20 protein-coding genes are annotated in these 19,629 nt (G+C 44.7%); 10 read left to right on the forward strand and 10 right to left on the reverse strand.

The window, feature by feature from the left end; genetic code table 11:
* Positions 1-65: 65 nt before the first annotated feature.
* From DFP75_RS14515 to nrdR, 5 genes are all read right to left on the reverse strand, one after another.
* Positions 66-359, reverse strand: coding sequence for a DUF6172 family protein (locus DFP75_RS14515; protein ID WP_110576881.1), 294 nt, complete (start codon positions 357-359; stop codon positions 66-68).
* 130 nt (positions 360-489) lie between these two features.
* The gene (locus DFP75_RS14520; protein WP_110576777.1) at positions 490-1,560 is read right to left on the reverse strand and encodes a CNNM domain-containing protein; all 1,071 of its coding nucleotides are present in this window, start codon (positions 1,558-1,560) and stop codon (positions 490-492) included.
* Positions 1,561-1,869: 309 nt separating this feature from the next.
* Positions 1,870-2,394 carry a transcription antitermination factor NusB gene (gene nusB, locus DFP75_RS14525; protein ID WP_110576778.1) on the reverse strand — a complete coding sequence of 175 codons (525 nt, stop codon included), beginning with the start codon at positions 2,392-2,394 and terminating at the stop codon, positions 1,870-1,872.
* A gap of 278 nt (positions 2,395-2,672) precedes the next feature.
* A complete protein-coding gene (ribD, locus tag DFP75_RS14530) occupies positions 2,673-3,845 on the reverse strand; it encodes a bifunctional diaminohydroxyphosphoribosylaminopyrimidine deaminase/5-amino-6-(5-phosphoribosylamino)uracil reductase RibD (protein ID WP_110576779.1) in 1,173 nt (390 codons plus the stop codon).
* The gene (gene nrdR, locus DFP75_RS14535; protein ID WP_110576780.1) at positions 3,842-4,354 is read right to left on the reverse strand and encodes a transcriptional regulator NrdR; all 513 of its coding nucleotides are present in this window, start codon (positions 4,352-4,354) and stop codon (positions 3,842-3,844) included. Before nrdR ends, ribD begins: the two co-directional genes overlap by 4 nt.
* 160 nt (positions 4,355-4,514) lie before the next feature.
* Between nrdR and DFP75_RS14540 the strand changes: the two genes are divergently transcribed.
* The 4 genes from DFP75_RS14540 (at position 4,515) to ettA (ending at position 9,836) form a co-directional block, all read left to right on the forward strand.
* Positions 4,515-5,426, forward strand: coding sequence for a DMT family transporter (locus DFP75_RS14540; RefSeq protein ID WP_110576781.1), 912 nt, complete (start codon positions 4,515-4,517; stop codon positions 5,424-5,426).
* Between the two features lie 164 nt (positions 5,427-5,590).
* On the forward strand, positions 5,591-6,406 hold the full coding sequence (locus DFP75_RS14545; RefSeq protein WP_217494979.1) for a type 2 periplasmic-binding domain-containing protein: 816 nt from the start codon (positions 5,591-5,593) through the stop codon (positions 6,404-6,406).
* Between the two features lie 54 nt (positions 6,407-6,460).
* Positions 6,461-7,957: a methyl-accepting chemotaxis protein gene (locus DFP75_RS14550; protein ID WP_110576783.1), complete on the forward strand. Its 1,497-nt coding sequence runs from the start codon at positions 6,461-6,463 to the stop codon at positions 7,955-7,957.
* Between the two features lie 217 nt (positions 7,958-8,174).
* On the forward strand, positions 8,175-9,836 hold the full coding sequence (gene ettA / locus DFP75_RS14560) for an energy-dependent translational throttle protein EttA (protein ID WP_110576785.1): 1,662 nt from the start codon (positions 8,175-8,177) through the stop codon (positions 9,834-9,836).
* A 76-nt stretch (positions 9,837-9,912) separates the two neighbouring features.
* Here ettA and DFP75_RS14565 read toward each other — a convergent pair whose 3' ends face one another.
* From DFP75_RS14565 to DFP75_RS14585, 5 genes are all read right to left on the reverse strand, one after another.
* Positions 9,913-10,815, reverse strand: coding sequence for a hypothetical protein (locus tag DFP75_RS14565; RefSeq protein ID WP_110576786.1), 903 nt, complete (start codon positions 10,813-10,815; stop codon positions 9,913-9,915).
* Positions 10,816-10,879: 64 nt separating this feature from the next.
* Entirely contained in the window at positions 10,880-11,182 is a 303-nt protein-coding gene (locus DFP75_RS14570; RefSeq protein WP_110576787.1) for a helix-turn-helix domain-containing protein, read from the reverse strand.
* Positions 11,175-11,564 (reverse strand): type II toxin-antitoxin system RelE/ParE family toxin, encoded by a 390-nt coding sequence (locus DFP75_RS14575; RefSeq protein WP_110576788.1) that lies wholly within the window; start codon positions 11,562-11,564, stop codon positions 11,175-11,177. The genes DFP75_RS14570 and DFP75_RS14575 overlap by 8 nt, the downstream gene beginning before the upstream one ends.
* 66 nt (positions 11,565-11,630) lie before the next feature.
* Positions 11,631-12,035 (reverse strand): type II toxin-antitoxin system HicB family antitoxin, encoded by a 405-nt coding sequence (locus tag DFP75_RS14580; RefSeq protein ID WP_110576789.1) that lies wholly within the window; start codon positions 12,033-12,035, stop codon positions 11,631-11,633.
* A gap of 220 nt (positions 12,036-12,255) precedes the next feature.
* The gene (locus DFP75_RS14585; RefSeq protein ID WP_110576790.1) at positions 12,256-13,212 is read right to left on the reverse strand and encodes a DMT family transporter; all 957 of its coding nucleotides are present in this window, start codon (positions 13,210-13,212) and stop codon (positions 12,256-12,258) included.
* Between the two features lie 136 nt (positions 13,213-13,348).
* Between DFP75_RS14585 and DFP75_RS14590 the strand changes: the two genes are divergently transcribed.
* The 6 genes from DFP75_RS14590 to DFP75_RS14615 all read left to right on the forward strand — a co-directional run bounded on the left by DFP75_RS14590 (position 13,349) and on the right by DFP75_RS14615 (position 19,605).
* The gene (locus tag DFP75_RS14590; protein WP_110576791.1) at positions 13,349-13,810 is read left to right on the forward strand and encodes an Lrp/AsnC family transcriptional regulator; all 462 of its coding nucleotides are present in this window, start codon (positions 13,349-13,351) and stop codon (positions 13,808-13,810) included.
* Between the two features lie 75 nt (positions 13,811-13,885).
* Positions 13,886-14,593, forward strand: coding sequence for a UTRA domain-containing protein (locus tag DFP75_RS14595; RefSeq protein ID WP_110576792.1), 708 nt, complete (start codon positions 13,886-13,888; stop codon positions 14,591-14,593).
* A 173-nt stretch (positions 14,594-14,766) separates the two neighbouring features.
* Positions 14,767-15,798: a putative 2-aminoethylphosphonate ABC transporter substrate-binding protein gene (locus DFP75_RS14600; RefSeq protein ID WP_110576793.1), complete on the forward strand. Its 1,032-nt coding sequence runs from the start codon at positions 14,767-14,769 to the stop codon at positions 15,796-15,798.
* A gap of 85 nt (positions 15,799-15,883) precedes the next feature.
* Complete coding sequence (locus DFP75_RS14605) at positions 15,884-16,957, forward strand: putative 2-aminoethylphosphonate ABC transporter ATP-binding protein (protein WP_110576794.1); 1,074 nt, start codon at positions 15,884-15,886, stop codon at positions 16,955-16,957.
* Positions 16,957-18,672, forward strand: a complete 1,716-nt coding sequence (locus DFP75_RS14610) for a putative 2-aminoethylphosphonate ABC transporter permease subunit (RefSeq protein ID WP_110576795.1) — start codon at positions 16,957-16,959, stop codon at positions 18,670-18,672. Before DFP75_RS14605 ends, DFP75_RS14610 begins: the two co-directional genes overlap by 1 nt.
* 12 nt (positions 18,673-18,684) lie before the next feature.
* The gene (locus tag DFP75_RS14615; protein WP_110576796.1) at positions 18,685-19,605 is read left to right on the forward strand and encodes an EamA family transporter; all 921 of its coding nucleotides are present in this window, start codon (positions 18,685-18,687) and stop codon (positions 19,603-19,605) included.
* The last annotated feature ends 24 nt before the right edge of the window (positions 19,606-19,629 follow it).

Genomic DNA, 19,629 nt, shown 5'->3' on the forward strand with positions numbered 1-19,629 from the left:
CAAAAAAGGGCAGATTGCCTAATGCAATCTGCCCTTAAGACATCATCCAATCCGAATACCCAGAGTTAATCTTCTGAGCGTTTAGTGCGTGTTTTCGGTGTTGGGATCACTTCTAAATAAAAAGACTTCCAATGCTGGCTTTGTGCAGAACTAATATTGGCATTGATGTCACCTTCATGAATCGCTCGTGCCTTGTCTGCGACTTGACCAAACTTGCAGTTAAATCCCCAAAAATCCGCACCTTCTGGCAAGGCTTTGTTGCGCTCTGCTTTTATGTATTGCTTAACGTCGTTTTTCGCTTCTTCAATAAGACGCTGGTATGGCTTTTTGGGGTGAGATAGTACAAACGTCTTTTTCATTATGATCCTAAAAATATTGGGTAAGGCAGCATAACAACCACCTTTAAGACGCCTATAATAGCGGGTTAAGAATAAACCAGCCATCAATAAAACGATAAAATAGCTGATCATAAACATCATACCCAAGACTTTACTCTACGCGATCTACCTCTATTCCAAGCGCTCTGGCTCGCGTTGTCCACATTTTGCGCGCCAACACCCGCATGTTTTCAACACTGTCCATTTCATCCATAATTTCTACGCCAAGTAAGGTCTCCACCAAATCCTCAAGAGTCACGATTCCTTTTACCCTTCCATATTCATCTACCACCAATGCAATATGCTGACGCTCGTTAAGAAAGCTGTCCAAGAGCATTGGTAATGATACTTTTTCAGGGACCACGGTAATATCACGCTTTAAAGACTTAAGTGTTTCATTATGTCGGTCAGACGCCTTACTTAACAAAATGTCGTCTCTAAGCACAAAACCTGTAATGTCATCAAAGCCCGATTTATAAACAGGTAAACGTGAAAACGGCTTACTTTTAATAAGCTCAAACACCTCTGAAACCGTTTGATTCTCTGAAAGTGCAAAAGCAACCGTTCGAGGCGTCATGACATCCATTGCTTTAACCGACCCATAACGAAACAAGTTACGAATAACCCTGGATTCACTATCATGAATCTGGCCATCTGCTTTACCAAGCTCTGCCATGGCAATAAACTCGTCTCGGCTAAAGTGATGCAGCGTCTTTCCGTGAGATATTAGCTTAGTTAGCTTCTCTGAAACCCACACGATGGGGTAAAGGATGACGATAAGTCCCTGTACAAAGTACATCGTAGGAACAACAAGCTTTGACCAATAAATTGCGCCGATGGTTTTAGGCACTATTTCAGAGAAAAATAAGATCGCCATCGTCATGGCCGCTGAAAACACACCAAACCATGCACTTCCAAATACCGCCGTAGCTTTCGCACCTGCTCCAATCGCCCCAGCCGTGTGGGCAATGGTGTTAAGTGTCAGAATAGCCGCAAGCGATTGGTCAATATTATCTTGTTTTAGTCGCTTCAAACGCTGTGCGAATTTTGGCTGTTTTTCTTTCATGCCTTCTACATATGACGGCGTAATACTCAGTAATACGGCTTCTGCCACAGAACAAAGAAAGGAAAAACCTATTGCCGTCAAAACATAAATAATTAACAGCAAAGCATCTGTACTCATTACCGACCCTCGCGTTCATTTTTTCGGTTGTTTTTAAGACCTTCATCATCACATTTACAAAGCTGTGCTTCCCCTAAATAACATGAAGCGTATTCTTGCCACTCTAAATAGTTCAGTGGCAAACATGCTAATCTAGGCTTCTAAGCACTCGGGCTATGTTAATTTAGTCTGTGATTAGGACGTTAGGTTCAAATAAAATTGGACAGTTTGAAGCAGATATAAAAAAGCCCCGTTATTAACAAGTAATAACAGGGCTCTTAGTTGTCTTTCTCAAATACTATTGAGAGCGTTTAAGTAATCGGTTTTTGATTACTTGTTTGACTCTTTATTCGCTTCTCGGCGAGCGGCGATTTCTTCGCGACGCACGCGCTGTGCTAGTTTATCTAGAATGCCGTTAACGTATTTGTGGCTTTCTGTCGCGCCGAAGCCTTTTGCTAGCTCTACGCTTTCATTGATCGCAACACGATATGGCACATCTAAACGCTGAGACAATTCATATGCCCCGATACGCATAACTGCCAATTCGATTGGATCTAGTTCGCTTAATGGGCGATCTAATAACTCTTCAAACATAACGTCCAGTTTTTTTGCACTGGCAGTAACGCCTTGTAGCAACTCGCGGAAGTACACCTTGTCACAAGAATCCATTTCTTGATCCTGGTTCATCACGAATTGGGTCTCTATCTCGCTAACAGCAGAGTGATTCATCTGCCACTGGTAGACCGCTTGTAATGCCAAACGACGTGAAGCACTGCGCAATTGCGAACGTGAAGGCTTTTTCTCCTTACGTTTTGGTGCTGGAGTTTGGTCGTTTGTTGTTTCCACTTCGCTCATTTTTTGCCTCAATTGTCCAGACTACGCTGCCTTGTGGGCTAACGCTTATGTCTGTTTGAAAGTACCCTTGGTTGTTAAAGAGCTATTAGACACTGTTTAGACAGCATCTGAGTCATATCGACCAAAGGCACGAATATATGGGTTGTCTTGGGCGGCGATTATAGCAACATTTATTCTAGGTTTCTCGGCAAAGTTCTCTAAATATTCGCAAGAAAAAACAATTTTCAGGCATTTCAAAAAAAAAGCCTGAAAAAGCAATGACTCACGTTTCTTTATTTTTACAACTCTGCGTCAAAGTCACCTTCAAGGTCGTCTTCAAAATCATCTTCTAGATAACGTGGTTGATACACTAAACGCACATCTTGACCAACTTGGCGAACCGATTTAAGCGTCAAATCCACCGCCTCATCCATTTCATCTAAAGGTAATTTAAACAAAGGACGCGCACTGGAACCTAATAGCTTTGGTGCCATATAAACGACGATTTCATCTACCAGCCCCGCCGCTAAAAAGCCACCAGCCAATTCGGCACCCGCTTCTAACAAAACTTCGTTAATACCCGCATCGGCCAGCTGCTCCATCGCGTCTAATAAGTCGAGTCGCCCGTCTAAACCGCGTGGCGAAAAACGCACCGTCACGCCTTTTTTAGTCAGCGTGTCTAAGTGTTCTTCTTCTACTTCTTCTTCGACCGAAAACACCCAAGCTTGATTCGTCGGGTAAAGAATTTTCGCTTCTGGAAGAATCGACAGCGCCGTATCCATTATGACTCGAATCGGTTGGCGCACGCTTTTTGGATCAGCTTCTTGACCCTCGTTATCAATACGAACCGTCATGCTTGGGTTATCAGCCAAAACCGAACCAATCCCCGTCACAATTGCATCACTTTGAGCACGTAGACGTTGTACATCAAGACGCGCAGCAGAGTCCGTAATCCATTGGCTTTCACCAGATTCCATTGCTGTGCGGCCATCCATGCTCATAGCCAGCTTTACTCGCACATAAGGAAGCCCTTCGCGCATGCGTTTGATAAAGCCAGGATTCAGCGCTTCGCATTCCGCCTCTAAAACCGGACCAATCACTTCGATGCCAGTTTTTTTGATTTTCAGTAAACCATTGCCAGACACTTCAGGATTCGGATCTTGCATACCATAAACAACGCGCGCAACACCCGCATTGATTAAAGCATCAGCACAAGGTGGCGTTTTACCTTGGTGACTGCAAGGCTCTAAGGTGACATAAGCCGTTGCACCCGCCACATCTTGTTTCGCGTCAGCTAAAGCATTCACTTCAGCGTGACCTTCTCCTGCTTTAACATGGAAGCCTTGGCCAATGATTTGCTGATCTTTAACCAAAACACAGCCAACACGTGGATTTGGGTGCGTGGTATAAAGGCCTTTCTTTGCCAATTGAATGGCTTTCGCCATCCAATATTCGTGATGATAAACAGTCATGCTTTGTCTTCTTTTTTAAGTTCTTGGGCGGCTTCTTTCGGCTCTGGAACAGAGGCGCTGTGATTTTCTAAACGGTCAATTTCCTCGCGAAACTCGCTAATGTCTTTGAAGCTTCTATACACAGAAGCAAAACGCACATAGGCAACTTGGTCGAGACGTTTCAATTCCTCCATTACCGCTTCGCCAGTCCAACGAGAAGGCAGTTCTCGCTCGCCAGTCGCTTGCATTTTTTCTTTAATTCGGGTGATCGCAGTTTCTACCGCTTCAATGCTGACAGGACGTTTTTCAATGGCTTTAATAATGCCGTTGCGTAACTTATCCTCATCAAAAGACTCCCGACTTCCGTCACTTTTGATTAGTTTCGGCATTTGTAATTCAGCCACTTCAAAAGTGGTGAAGCGTTCTTGGCAATGACTGCAGGTACGACGGCGACGAACCTGTGCGCCTTCAGAAACCAGACGAGAGTCCACTACTTTAGTATCTTGAGTTCCACAAAAAGGGCATCGCATGGTGCTTCCAATATCACTAATTTGGTGTAAGAATGCCTGAAATTAGGCCATCCATGATGGGTGAAATGATATCAACCTCGCCATAATATAGCTACCAAGCTACTGTGTGCGCTTCTCCCCTTTTTTTACCTATAAAAGGGGTTTGTTTATAAGGATTTATATGCCGTTCGCAGAATTATCGGGCTTGGTTGCCGCTTTGTGTTGGACTATTTCGAGCCTAATGGCCCCCAACTTAATTCAACGTTTTGGCACCATGCGCTTCAATACGGTTCGTATTGTCATTGCCAGCTCTATCCTCTTAGCAATTTGCCTAATCACCCAACGGTTCAATACCACGCTGTGGCAGCATGCTGAAATTATTATGCTGTCTGGGCTGCTAGGCATCTTTATTGGCGATACCATGCTGTTTACTGCGGTGCATCGCCTTGGTCCTCGACGCACTGGGGTGCTTTTCGCCACCAATGCGCCTATGTCGATTCTATTGGGTTGGCTATTCTTAGATGAAAACCTTTCTTTCAATCAGCTTTTCGCCTGCGGCTTGGTGCTTATCGGAGTCGTGATTGCCATTCTTTTTGGTCGTAGAGCTAGCCTCCACGCTTGGGAACAAACCAAGGGCAAATTAAGCATAGGCATTTTACTCGCTCTTGGTGCTGCACTTGGACAAGCCTGTGGTGCACTGCTTAGCAAGCCAGCCTTAGTCGACGGCGCTGATCCTATTGCAGTATCGGCAATACGCGTCGGCACAGGCGCCCTAGCATTAGTGTTAGCGTATGGCTTGTTTTATAGACACAAACAGGCTGAAGATACGATCCCATTCGGCCAACTAACGCGTTTCGATTTTATGAGGGTCGCCGCCCTCGCCACCATCGGCATGGTGATCGGCATGAGCGTCTTAGTTTGGGGCGTCGGCAACGCTAACGTCGGTATCGTCACCACTCTGTCAGCCATTGTTCCGGTATTGATTCTCCCAGGCTTATGGATCACCACAGGCCAACGTCCTGCATTTGGCGCGTGGATTGGGGCTATTTTCGTTGTGACCGGAGCGGCTCTTCTCATTTTAGCCAGTAACTAAAGCTCTCTCTTCTCCTTTTTATCTCTTCCATAGTTATAATGAAATTTAGCTTGAAATAGAAAAGCTATAAGACATAAGATTAAGAAAAGTGTAATTTTATGTAAAAAATAATAAGGAAATAAGATCACGTGAATATATTGAGACACATCGGAATGGTGGCTCTTATGCTTCATTCCCTGCAGGTAATAAGCGCTGAAACCATCAGAGTTAACAAGGTGGTAGGCGAGAAAGAAGAGCTGATGTTCAGTGTATTGAAGCTCGTTATGAGTAAGGTAGATCAAAATACCACCTTCATTCAAAATGACCAAGAGCTAAACACAGCGCGAGCTATTGGCGCCGTCGAGTCAAAAAAATTCGATGTGATGTGGGGTGGCTCCACCTCTACTTACGAAGATAAAATGCTCCCGATCCGAATTCCGGCACTAAAGGGGCTACTCGGACACCGAATCTTTATTATTCGCGCCAGTGACCAAGAAAAATTCGACCAAATACATTCTTTAGAAGATTTAAAGAAACTCGATGCTGGCTTGGGCAAACTTTGGGGTGACACAAAGGTAATGAAATTAGCCAACATCCCGACCGTCACCACAATGAAATACCCTAACTTATTTTTAATGCTAGAAGGCGGCCGTTTCGATTACTTTCCCAGAGCGCTTCATGAACCTTGGGTAGAAGTAAAATCACGTCCAGAGCTGAACTTAGCCATTGAAAAACATCTCATGCTGATTTATCCATTCGCGCAATATTTCTATGTTGAAAAGTCCAACAAATCGCTGCACGACAAAATTTACAAAGGCTTTGAAATGGCTATCGCTGATGGCAGCTTTGACAAACTCTTCTTCAATCACCCGATGATTAAAGATGTGTTAGAGCAGGCCAACTTAAAGCAGCGCAAAGTCATTCGTATCAAAAATGCCACAATGCATCCAGATACCCCCTTTGACCGCAAAGAATTTTGGCTAGATTTAGACAACCTTTAAACCAAAAATGTAACGACATATTCCTTACTCCCAAAGCAACGATACGAGATAGAAATGAATTCAATCAAACAAAAATCCATGCTTTTTCTTTCTACTGCCTCACTACTCGTGATGGTGATCATTTTTTCCAGTAGTTACATGTTGGCAAAAAATCATTTTGAAGAGGCATTAAACAAACAAATAAAAGGGTTAAACAACACCTTATCTATTGCGCTGCAAGAACCGATATTCTCTTATGATTCGAGTCTTATTGAGCGCATCATGTCTTCATTTATGAATCTCCCTTTTGTTGACAGCATCAAAGCCTATGATCAAAGAGATAAACTACTAGGCACAGCGAAAGATGATCAAAGCACCAAAGCAGACTCCAAGGACTTACGTGTCGATACAGTCAATATCGTTTGGAGTGACAACAGCGTTATAGGCCATCTTGAAGTGACCTACCGTATGGACAGCAACGCCAAGCTCTTATCGTCAATTCGCAATATGTTCCTTCTAATCGGCATCATTTTGATCCTCGTTTTACAGATTACTAACTGGTTTGTACTAACTCGTTATGTCGTCAACCCTATCAAAGTTGTCGCCAACGCTATGGCTGAAATCGCACAAGGTGGCGGTGACTTAACAAGACGCCTAAACATTCAGAGTAAAGATGAAGTGGGCGCACTTGCACATGGTTTCGATACTTTTATTTCCAACCTTCATACCTTGGTACAAAAAATTGTTAATTCAAACAACGAGCTATCGCACTGCTCTCAAAGCATAAAATCCAATGCCAATGAAAACACCAAGTCCACTGAGCAACAGTTACTAGAGATTGAACAAGTCGCTACAGCACTTAATGAAATGTCATCAGCTACTCAAGAAGTCGCTAGAAACGCCAACGAAACGGCCGATAAAACCCAACGCTGTAACGAGCTGGCCCTCAAAGGCAATACCATTGTCAAAAATACCATCAATGATATTCACAACTTAGGCCAAGAAATTAATTCAACGTCTGAGAAAATCATTGAATTGAAAGACCAAAGTGCGCAAATCAACACGGTACTGGAAGTCATCAAAGGCGTTGCCGAACAGACCAATTTACTGGCTCTTAACGCAGCAATAGAAGCCGCTCGTGCTGGTGAACAAGGTCGTGGGTTTGCGGTAGTGGCCGACGAGGTGCGTTCATTAGCGCAACGAACTCAAGATTCCACCACAGAAATTGAAGGCATCATTAACAATTTGCAGTCCGCTTCGGAAGGCGCTAGTAAGCTAATGCAATCAACCAGCGCAACCCTGCAAAAAACCATTGATGAATCCAGCGGAGCCATCACAGCCCTTGATGACATTATTCAAGATATTGTCGTCATCAACGACATGAACGCTCAAGTAGCAACAGCGACCGAAGAGCAAAGCTCCGTTGCGTCTGAAGTGAGCGACAAAGTGCTGATCATTAATAATGCCACCATCGTGATCACGGACAATGCAGCAAGTATCGAACAACTAAGTGATCAACTCGACTCTCTTAGCTCCAGCATTAACAGTGATTTATCTAACTTTAAGCTTTAGTAAAAAACACAGTAAGAACCGCCACGATAAATAGCGGTTCTTACTCGCATCTGTATTTTTCCTAATCATCCCCTGTGCTATCCTTACCCCACTAATTGCATTTGGCTCTCCATCGATTTGCTCAGCTCTTTTGGCAACCCCGTGGAGTGTTTTAACGAAATTCATTCACGACGTTAAAAGTGCATGGATCTCCAATCATAGGATAAGTTGATTCTTTATGGCTCAGTTTGTATACAGCATGAACCGCGTTGGGAAAATTGTTCCCCCGAAACGCGAGATTCTAAAAGACATTTCTCTTTCATTCTTCCCTGGCGCTAAGATCGGTGTATTGGGTCTTAACGGTTCTGGTAAATCGACTCTTCTACGCATCATGGCGGGTGTTGATACCGAGCATAACGGTGAAGCACGCCCAATGCCTGGCATCAAAATCGGCTACTTGGAACAAGAACCTCACCTTGACCCAGAAAAGAACGTCCGTGGCATTGTTGAAGAAGCCTTCACTGACGTTATCGAAGCCATGGCGCGTTTGGATGCCGTTTACGCAGAATACGCAGAACCAGATGCTGACTTTGATGCCCTAGCAAAAGAACAAGGCCAACTTGAAGCCTTGATCGAAGCAAAAGAAGGCCACAACCTAGAGCGCGCCCTTGAAGTCGCAGCCGATGCACTACGTCTTCCACCTTGGGATGCAAAAGTAGAGCATCTTTCTGGTGGTGAGCGTCGCCGTGTTGCCTTATGTCGTCTATTGCTTAACAAGCCAGACATGATTCTTCTAGACGAGCCAACCAACCATTTGGATGCGGAATCCGTTGCTTGGCTAGAACGCTTCCTTAAAGATTACCCTGGCACCGTTGTGGCAATTACCCACGACCGTTACTTCCTAGATAACGCTGCTGGCTGGATTCTGGAATTGGACCGTGGCCACGGTATTCCATACGAAGGCAACTACTCTTCTTGGTTAGAGCAGAAAAACGCTCGCCTAGAAACCGAAGCGAAGCAACAAGCCTCTCACCAAAAAGCCATTAAATCGGAACTTGAGTGGGTTCGCCAAAACGCCAAAGGCCGTCAGTCTAAATCCAAAGCTCGTTTGGCTCGATTCGAAGAAATGAACTCGCAAGAGTTCCAAGATCGTAACGAAACCAACGAATTGTACATTCCACCAGGACCACGTCTTGGTAACAAAGTCATCGAAATCGAAGGCGTTAGCAAAAGCTTCGAACACAAGATGCTACTAGAAGACTTCAACATGGTCGTGCCACAAGGCGCGATCGTCGGTGTGGTGGGTGGTAACGGTGCCGGTAAATCGACCCTATTCAAAATGATCGCGGGTATCGAACAACCTGATACAGGTACCGTCACCATAGGCGAAACGGTACAGCTGGCTTACGTAGACCAAATGCGTGAACTGGATGGTGACAAAACTGTATTTGAAGAAATCGCCGACGGCCAAGACATGATCACGGTTCACAACTACAAAGTACCGTCTCGTGCCTACATCGGCCGCTTTAACTTCAAAGGGTCTGATCAACAAAAATTGGTTAAGCACTTGTCTGGTGGTGAGCGTAACCGTTTGCACCTTGCAAAACTGCTTAAAGAAGGCGGCAACGTATTGCTACTGGATGAGCCAACCAACGACCTTGACGTAGAAACTTTGCGTGCACTGGAAGACGCACTACTTGCCTTCCCAGGCGCCGCGATTGTTATTTCCCATGACCGTTGGTTCCTAGACCGTATCGCGACACACATCCTAGCGTACGAAGGCGACTCTAAAGCTGTCTTCTTCGAAGGTAACTACGCAGAATACGAAGCCGACTACAAAAAACGTACCGGCAACGAAGCCACACCAACGCGTATCAAATACAAACGTATTGATGCGTAATTCTATTTAATAGGATTGGTTGGTTTGAATGGAAAACCGCTTATCGGAAGGTAAGCGGTTTTTTTGTGTCTGATTACTATGTATTAATCTCAAATGAAGATGCTCGAAAGACATCTGAAAATAAGGAAAGTGAACTTCTAATTGCAAGAACAGCCTCATACCGAGTTACTTTTTGCTCACCATATCGAACCTTCGCATCACACTGTATATTGTCGATTAGTTGTTTTGAGACATTTATTCCTATTTTTTCAAGATCACCTGAAAGATCAGAAAGAAAATGTATATGTTTAATCTTTACATTATGTTGCTTCAGCTTTGATTTTATAGTTTTTTCTGCAAACTGAAGTGCAGACCATTTTGCATTGTTGTAATCAGGGTATTTATAAAAAATGTTGTGAATCGCTGTATCATAATCATTCATTCCCTGTTCCATATATGGAACACCTTTTAAATCTCGTAAAAATTGCACTGAGTTCAAAGCAAACATATAGTCTTGAAAAATAATCTCTCGCTCTTCATCAGAAAGAGATAAGGCTACTTTTCTCGTTATGTTTTCCACATGCCAAAGAATATTAGTCGATGGGACTTTTTTTCCGTCATTTGCAACAACATACCTTTCAACTCTTTCAAGATCAGAGTCGATTGTAAAGTTATTCCTTCCATACACTAAAGGAAGCTCAACCTTCCAAGGCTCACCTTTGATAATAAGGATATAGCTACCAGGCCCCATATGTATTTTTGTTCGATCACCATAAGTTTCTTCATACCAATTATGGACTTGAGTGAAAATAGCCTCATTTGAAAAATCATCTGGATCATTAAAATCTTCAGAAGTGATAGGAAATACACCCTTTGGATCAAGTTTGCCTGCTAAACTAGAAAAAGCATGCATTGGTCTTTGATGAAAGAGTAAGTTTCTATCACCAAGCTCTCGATCAATTTCAACTATAAGCCTTTCAAATTCTTTTCTAGTCAGCAAAGTACTTCCTTATTTCATTGATTCCAAAAAAATCACATTATGTATTTCCAATATTTCACTACAGTTAAGCAATGGTCTCTATCCCCTTACGCTTCACAAGAGACAGCATTTTCAGCGCAGCGCCTCTAGGTTTACTTTCACCTTGCTCCCATTTTTTAACGAGCTTATCGCTGACGTTAAGGTATTGAGCAAAAACAGGTTGGGAAAGGTTGTTGGCGAGTCTTAGTTTTTTGACTTGCTCAGGTGTGAAATCATGAATGGAGGTTAAGCATAAGGTATCAAACTGACGCATGGTGGTTTTATCAATCGCACCCGCCTTTTTAAGGCCTTTGGCTGTCTTGTGAACAGACTTTAAAATATCACTCATGGCGATCTCCTTCTTGGCAATGCTCTACTTTGATTAACTCTTGTGAGGCTATCAAGTTTTCTAATTCAACTTGGCTAAAACTAATGAAGATTTGGGCTAGTTCCCTTAGCGCCATTTGCTCTTTTTTCGTGATGTTGGCTCGTTTATTTTTAGCAAAGGCATACAAGAAAAAGTACTTTTCACCAATGACAGCACCAATAATCGTTCGATAGCTACCACTCTTACCCTTGCCCTCTGTTGCCACTCTCTTTTTATAGAGAGCGCCACCTAGGTCTGCATCAACTAATCCTCTCTGGATCTCATCACATGCTTCAATGAGATCCATATCAGACAAACGATCTTTTTTAGTTAAAGAACAAAACTCTTTCGTTTTATAAATCAAAGTATACCCTCCTTGGGCAGTATTTCAACAATACTCAACACATCCTGTGCTTGTTTTATCTTGCCGCTAACTTAACTGTAGCACTTTCTTCGATGCTTCGGCCAAGAACCCAGAACGGGATTTGTACTTCGGATTAGCCGCCACCATTTTGTCGATTTTGGTAATGAGTAAATGTGGCAGTGTTACGTTAATTTTTTCGCTTTTACCAAGCAGTGGTGTGATATCTATATTCACCACAGCCCACACGCCATCGGCGTAGTCTGGGTTGTCTTTATGAACAGAGATTGGGCTGGCGGTTGGAATGTCTTCACCGTCTTCTAGCAAGAGTTCAAGGTGAGAAAAAATCGCTTCTTCAGCCATTTCTAGTGCTTCATCAAATGTATCGCCAGCCGAAAAACAGCCGGGCACATCTGGCACAGTCACGCCATAACTAACGCCGTTATCGGTATGTAATACAATTGGATATTTCATTGATCGTACCTCTGCTAAAGCCACTAATGAACTAGTTGAGCTGAGCTTGTTTTCAAAAATTTCAATAGGTTATTTTTTTGAACAAAACAAACCACAACTCCAATAACCCTTAAAATAAATAGCTATGACTTCGAGGAAAATAAAAATCTCTATAAAAAAAACAAAACCCCGCTTACCTTAGGTAAGCGGGGTTATCAGAGCTCTGAGGTGATAAAGAAAACTACCGCTTTTTAAAGATCCCGCTGGCGATGACAACGCCGACGCTGACGAAGATAAGCCCTGCGATGGAGTAGCCTTCTAGATATTCGCCAAGTACGGGGATGGCGATGAGCGCGGCGAGTACTGGGGTGAAGGCGCCGATGGCGGCCATGTTTTCCGCGCCAAGTTTTTGGATGGCATAGCCATAGGAGAAGCCCGTCATCAGGCCAACAAGTAGGCTTTGCACTAGAATTTGACCTGCCAACATATCCCAAGAGGCATCGGCTAGTCCACTAGACGCTAATCCTGTGGCCCATAAGAAAGCCAACGCGATTAGGGAGACTAATCCCATTAGAGCGGTCGATACCAACGGTGGTAATCCTGCAATCCGCAAACTCACTGTGTACACCGCCCAGAAGAAGCTAGCGGCCAGCAATAATAAATCGCCTTTCCATGTGTTTTCTGGTGCGGTAAGCAGTGACAAGCTGAATAAAACAACCACGCCGATACAAACTAAGCTCAAGCCGATTTTACGCGCTTGGCTGACTTTTTCTTGATAGAAAAGCACGGCCAGCAAGGTCACAAAGAAAGGAAAAGCGCCAAGAATTAATAAGCCAGCATGGGACGCAGGAGCGTATTTAACGCCTGTTGCACTGAGGTAGAAAAACGGCAGGCCGGCACCACATACAATGCCCAATAAAAGTATGGGAGAAACCGCTTTTACTTGGGCTCTAGCGCGCCATAAGAAAGGAAACAGTAATAATGCTGGCGGAGAAAATCGTAGAATACCCAAATCGAAAGCAGTCAAAGTATTGGTCATGCCAGCACGCATACTGACCAACCAAGACGCCCAAATCAAAATACTTACAAAAGCCGCCAATAAGCCAAGGCGAAAACCCCAACCTGTGGCGTATTGTTTGTATTTTGGTGTTTCTTGAGCTGCTATTGCTGATGTGTGCTGTGTGACTGTTTGGGACATAACCACCTCTTGGGAAATCGATAGCTTTATTATCTGCTCTCATCCGCGAGCATGTCCTTGCTATTTACCCTCAAGAAAGGCTACTTTTTAGCATATAACACTCAATTCAACTCTTTACATTACTAAGTGTGCCATTATGGATAAAACCGACCTAGATATTCTCTCTCATCTGCAATCGGATGGCCGTTTAACCAACGTCGCCCTAGCGGAAGAAATACACTTATCCCCTTCTCCGTGTTTACGCCGCGTTAAACACTTAGAAGATTCGGGTGTGATAGAAGGTTATCACGCCCGCATTGACCGACAAAAAGCGGGCTTTTCCATGACAGTATTTGTCGAAGTACGCTTAAAAAGCCATGCGGGAGACAAGCACATCGTCTTTGAACAAGCGATCTTAGAAATGGAAGACATCATCAGCGCCCATCTGGTGTCCGGTATCGCGGACTATCGCCTAGAAGTGGTAGCAAGGGACTTACAGGATTACGAGCGTATATTAAAGGCTTTGCAGTCACTGCCTCATGTCAAAGACATTCAGAGCCATTTTGCTATTCGCTCAGTAAAAACAGCGGCACCACTGCCGTTGAACAGGGTGTCTTAATAAGCAAGGGAAAGGCTTTGTTTAATAGCCTGTTTTTAGTATGTTAAGGGGCTATATCCCCTAGAGAATGAGTCAATGTCATTGAAGCATTACCGCCATCTGCAAGAACATTTCCACAGCCTGATTCGCAATAAGGTGCTGGAAGCGGGCAGTAAGTTACCCTCCGAACGAGAAATTGGTGAGCAATTCAAACTCACCCGAGTCACAGTGCGCCAAGCACTGCAAAGCCTCGAAATGGAAGGTATGGTTTATCGCCAAAATCGCCGTGGCTGGTTTGTTTCGCCACCAGCCGTAGTGTATGACCCAGCCGCCCACCTGAGCTTCAATATTTTCGTCACCGAGCAAGGCTATACACCTCATACGGAAAAGCTGCAGCAAACACTGGTCGCAGCCGATTCAGAAGTGGCAACCAAAATGAACTTAGCCGTCGGCACACCTGTCCTCTTCTTGCACCGTCGACGTTATATTGATAATCGCCCTGTATTGATCGAGAAAATGTACATCAATACCACGCTATTACCCGGCATCGAGGAGGAAGACCTAACTCAGTCTCTCAGTCAACTGCTAGCCCGCAAGTACCAGATGTCTTATCGTGATATGGATTTATCTTTCAAGGCCACCTCTTTGCCTGAAGAAGCCACCAGCGCACTGGGCATTACCGCAGGGCAATCTGGCCTAAACATTGAACGCATCAATTATACTCAAGACAAACAAGTGCTGGAAATCGACTACGAATACTGGCGCCATGACGCCGTCACTATCCAAATAGCCATTCGCGACTAACCCCTTCTCCAATTCCTGTCTTTTTTTCGCACTTTAAAACATCGCTAAGGACAGCATCGTTTTACTTTTTTACATCTGTCATCAAGATGCAACATTTCATCATTATTGTTTTCAACACCAACTGGTATATACCAGATTAACTTTTGTATTCTGACTGCCCACGGAGAGTTGAAATGAACAAGAAGACCCTTGCTAAATGCTTTACCACGTTTGCAGGTTTCGCTGCTCTTTCTATGACAAGCGTCCATGCCGCACAAACGGAATTAACGGTTTACACCGCCATCGAAGCGGAAGACCTAAAAAAATACGCAGCGCGTTTCAACGAAGATCATCCAGAAATCAAGATTAACTGGGTACGTGACTCAACTGGGATCGTCACCGCCAAGCTATTGGCGGAAAAAGACAACCCACAGGCCGATGTAGTTTGGGGCTTAGCGGCGACCAGCCTAATGCTGCTTGATGGTGAAAATATGCTGCAAAGCTACAAGCCAAAAGGTTATGACAAGCTTTCGCCTAAATTCAAAGACCGTTCCGAAGAGCCAGTTTGGACTGGTATGGACGCGTGGATGGCGGCCGTTTGTTATAACACCGTCGAAGCCGAAAAGTTGGGCTTACCAAAACCAACCTCTTGGCAAGATCTGACTAAGCCTATCTACAAAGATCACATCATCATGCCCAACCCGAACTCGTCTGGTACAGGCTATCTAGATGTGAGCAGCTGGTTACAACTGTTTGGCGAAAAAGACGGCTGGGCATTCATGGACGGCTTACACCAGAACATCAATCGCTACACTCACTCTGGCTCTAAGCCTTGTAAACTAGCGGCCTCTGGTGAAATCCCAATTGGTATCTCTTTCGCCTTCCGTGCCGCTAAATCGAAAAAGTCAGGCGCGCCACTCGACATTGTTTTCCCAACCGAAGGTCTTGGCTGGGATATGGAAGCAACCTCAATCGTGAAAGGCACAGACAAACTGAAAGCAGCCCAAACACTGGTTGACTGGACTGTGTCTAAGAAAGCCAACGAAATGTACAACGAAGGCTATGCCGTTGTAGCGATGCCGGGTGTTGCCAAACCAGTCGAATTCTTCCCAGCCAATGCGGAAGAACTGATGATTGATAACGATTTTGCTTGGTCTGCTCAAAACCGCGATAAGATTTTAGCGCAATGGCAGCAACGCTTTGATAGCAAGAGTGAATCCAAATAACACAACAAAGCGGTAATTTCTATTGCACAACAAGCAGTGCTGACTGGCTTCAGCGCTGCTTTTTCATAGGATGAGAGAACAAGTCATGTCAAATAAAACCTACTTAACACTCGAAAATGTCCAGCAGTTTTTCGGTTCTTATCAAGCGCTAAAGGACATCTCACTGAGTATTGCCGAAGGCGAATTTGTCTGCTTTCTAGGGCCTTCTGGCTGCGGGAAAACCAGTTTATTACGAATTATTGCAGGCCTTGATCTACCCACTGGTGGCATGGTTTCCCAAGCAGGCAAAGACATCACTTATTTACCAGTCAAACATCGTGACTTTGGTATTGTTTTCCAATCCTATGCCCTCTTTCCCAACCTAACCGTAGCAGACAACATTGCCTATGGTTTGGTATCACAACGCATTCCAGCCAACCAACGTCGAGCACGAGTCAAAGAGTTACTCGCTACCGTAGGATTATCTGGTAGCGAAGAGAAATTCCCTATGCAGCTGTCTGGCGGTCAACAACAAAGGGTCGCCTTAGCCCGCGCTTTAGCCACATCACCTGGGCTTCTGCTGTTAGACGAGCCCTTGTCTGCACTAGATGCTCGAGTACGAGCCCATTTACGCCAAGAAATCAAACAGCTCCAAGAAAAGCTTGGCGTGACTACAATTATGGTAACCCATGATCAGGAAGAAGCTCTGACCATGGCGGACAAAATTGTTGTCATGAATCACGGTGTGATCGAGCAAGTTGGCTCACCACAAGAGATTTACGCCAACCCCAAAAGCCCCTTTGTGGCAGAGTTCGTTGGCGAAATGAACTTTCTAGAAGCACAAGTCACACAAAGCGGCCTTCTCAATTCAGGGTCGCTACACCTACGCTCTCCTAAAAACACGCTTGCTTATGAACAAGCAGTTCGTGTCGCCATTCGTCCAGAAGATATTCGTTTCACAGCTGACACCAACATTGGCAACATTGTGAATGCCAGAGTGGTACATCTGGAGTTTTTAGGCTCCCGTGTACGCTCCCTACTTCAATTGGACGACCGCGAAACACCGATTATGGCCGACATCTCCATGAACGAAATGGCTCGTCTTGAACTATCACAAGGACAAAAAGTGGTCTGCCAATTGCCACAAGATCGCCTACATATCTTTGCAGGAGCGGTGTAATGGAAGCCACCTTAACTACAACAGATACAAGCAGCCAAAAACAGCCTCTGATCCGTCGTCGCAGTTGGGATGAATGGGCGCTTGGCTGCATGATGATTGTTGGCACCTTAGCACTGGTCGTTACAATTGTACTGCCTATCTACAGCCTTTTATCTAAAAGCGTACAAAACCGCGAGGGTAACTTTGTTGGGCTAGAAAATTTCACACTGTTTTTAACCACCCCAAGTCTGTCCAGCTCCATTGGCCATTCTGTTTTCTTAGCCTTTGTCTGTACCTTGATCGTCACTAGTCTGGCGTTTTTTTCAGCTTACGCTATTAACCGTACCTGTATTCCACTCAAAGGTATGTTTCGTCTGATTTTGGTTCTACCAATTTTGTCCCCCTCTCTGTTGCCTGCCATCAGTTTGGTGTACTTGTTTGGCAACCAAGGCATTTTGAAAGAACTGTTGTTTGGAGAAAGTATCTATGGCCCGATCGGGATTATTATTGGCTCCTGCTTTTGGACCTTTCCCCATGCGCTGATGATCATGCTAACCGCACTATCGAAAAGTGATGCACGCTTATACGAGTCTGCAGAAGTGTTAGGCGCGTCGCCATGGCGTACTTTCGTCACCGTCACCTTGCCAGCAGCTAAGTACGGCATTATCAGCGTGGCTTTCGTAGTGTTTACCTTGGTGATCACCGATTTTGGCGTACCTAAAGTAATTGGCGGACAGTACAATGTCTTGGCGACCGACATTTACAAGCAGGTAATTGGACAACAAAACTTTGAAATGGGCGCCACTGTTAGTGTGATTCTCTTATTGCCTGCGGTACTCACTTTCTTAACCGATCGCTGGTTACAACGTCGGCAGTCTGCGCAGTTAACGTCAAAAGCCGTGCCTTTTGCTCCCAAACCACGCCCACTAGCCGACAAGCTGTCCTTGTTGTTTATGCTTGTTCTTTCCGGTGTGATCATCGGCATTATTCTGATGGCGGTATACGCCTCTTTGGTAACGTTCTGGCCTTATAACCTATCTCTTTCTTTGAAGAACTATCAGTTTGATTTGATGGACGGCGGTGGCTGGGCTTCCTATTGGAATTCTTTACAGATGGCAGCCTATACCGCAGTGATCGGTACGCTGTTTATTTTCTTCCAATCCTATTTGGCGGAAAAGCTGTCTGGATATGGCGTACTAAAAGGCTTTTTCCAATTATTTGCCATTCTGCCCTTGGCAGTACCTGGCTTGGTATTGGGTTTGGCGTACATCTTTTTCTTCAACGCTCCTAACAATCCACTCAATAGCATTTATGGCACCATGACCATTTTAGTCGTGTGCACCATTAGCCACTTTTATACGGTGTGCCACATGACCGCATCGACTGCCTTAAAACAAATTGACCCTGAGTTTGAATCCGTCTCAGCGTCACTCAAGGTGCCACAAATTATCACCTTTTGGCGTGTGTCATTGCCGGTCTGTTTGCCTGCGGTATTGGACATTGCCAGCTATCTTTTTGTGAACGCGATGACAACAGTTTCTGCGGTCGTATTCTTGTACTCCTACAACACGACCTTAGCTTCAGTTGCCGTGCTCAATATGGACGATGCGGGTGACATTGCTCCTGCTGCAGCGATGGCGGTCTTAATCATGGTGACGTGTATGGGCGCTCGAGTGGTGCATTGGTTTCTCGGTGATGTGTTACTAAAACACACGCAAAGCTGGCACAAGCGCTAAGGCAATAGGATCATGACGCTAACCGCTATCCTACTGGTATTAATTTCAGCGTTTATGCACGCTGGCTGGAATTTCTTTGGAAAACAGGCGAAGCCTACCCTCGCCTTTTTCTTTTTGACCATGTTACTAGGCAGCCTGTTATTTTCTCCATTAATTGTTTGGCAGTGGTCATTGATTCAAGCCTTTGATCTTCGCATTCTGGGCTTGCTGTTATTGACAGGTCTATTCCAAGCTCTGTATTTATGGGGATTAGCAGAAGCGTATCGCGCTGGAGATATGTCGATCGCCTATCCAATCGCACGTTCATCGCCATTAATAATCGTCTGTGTCTCAAGCTGGCTTTTAGGGCAAGGTTCTGGTATTTCCAATCAAAGCATCGTTGGGGTGATTTTGATTGTTCTAGGCTGCTTATTGATTCCTCTACCTCGCTTACAAGACTTCAGTTGGCGCAATTATAACAATCGCACCACTGTATTTGCGCTCATTGCCGCTTTCGCTACCGCAGGCTATTCCTTAGTAGATGATCGTGCGACACAGTTAATGCGGGAGTTAGCAAGCCCTGATGGCACCCCTATTTCACCACCTGAGCATATTGCTATTTTGTACGTCACCCTACAAAGTTGCTTTTCACTTATCTGGATGGTGTGGTTTGTCTGGCTATCCAAACCGCAGAGGCAACAATTTAAAGACATGGCTCGAAGGCAATGGCGACTTGCGGCCATTACAGCGGTGCTAATGCTATGCACCTATTCTCTGGTCATTTTAGCCATGGCGTTTGTGAGTAACGTGAGTTACGTGGTGGCATTCCGGCAACTGAGCATTCCGCTCGGTGTGCTTTTCGCGGTCATCGGTTTTGGTGAATCATTCAAACTCCCCAAGCTCATTGGTGTTGGTATGACCTTCACAGGCCTAATTGCCGTCGCATTGGGTTAATCCTATTTAACAGAGTATATCGCC

It is taken from the genome of Marinomonas alcarazii (assembly GCF_003208215.1).
Taxonomy (GTDB): domain Bacteria; phylum Pseudomonadota; class Gammaproteobacteria; order Pseudomonadales; family Marinomonadaceae; genus Marinomonas; species Marinomonas alcarazii.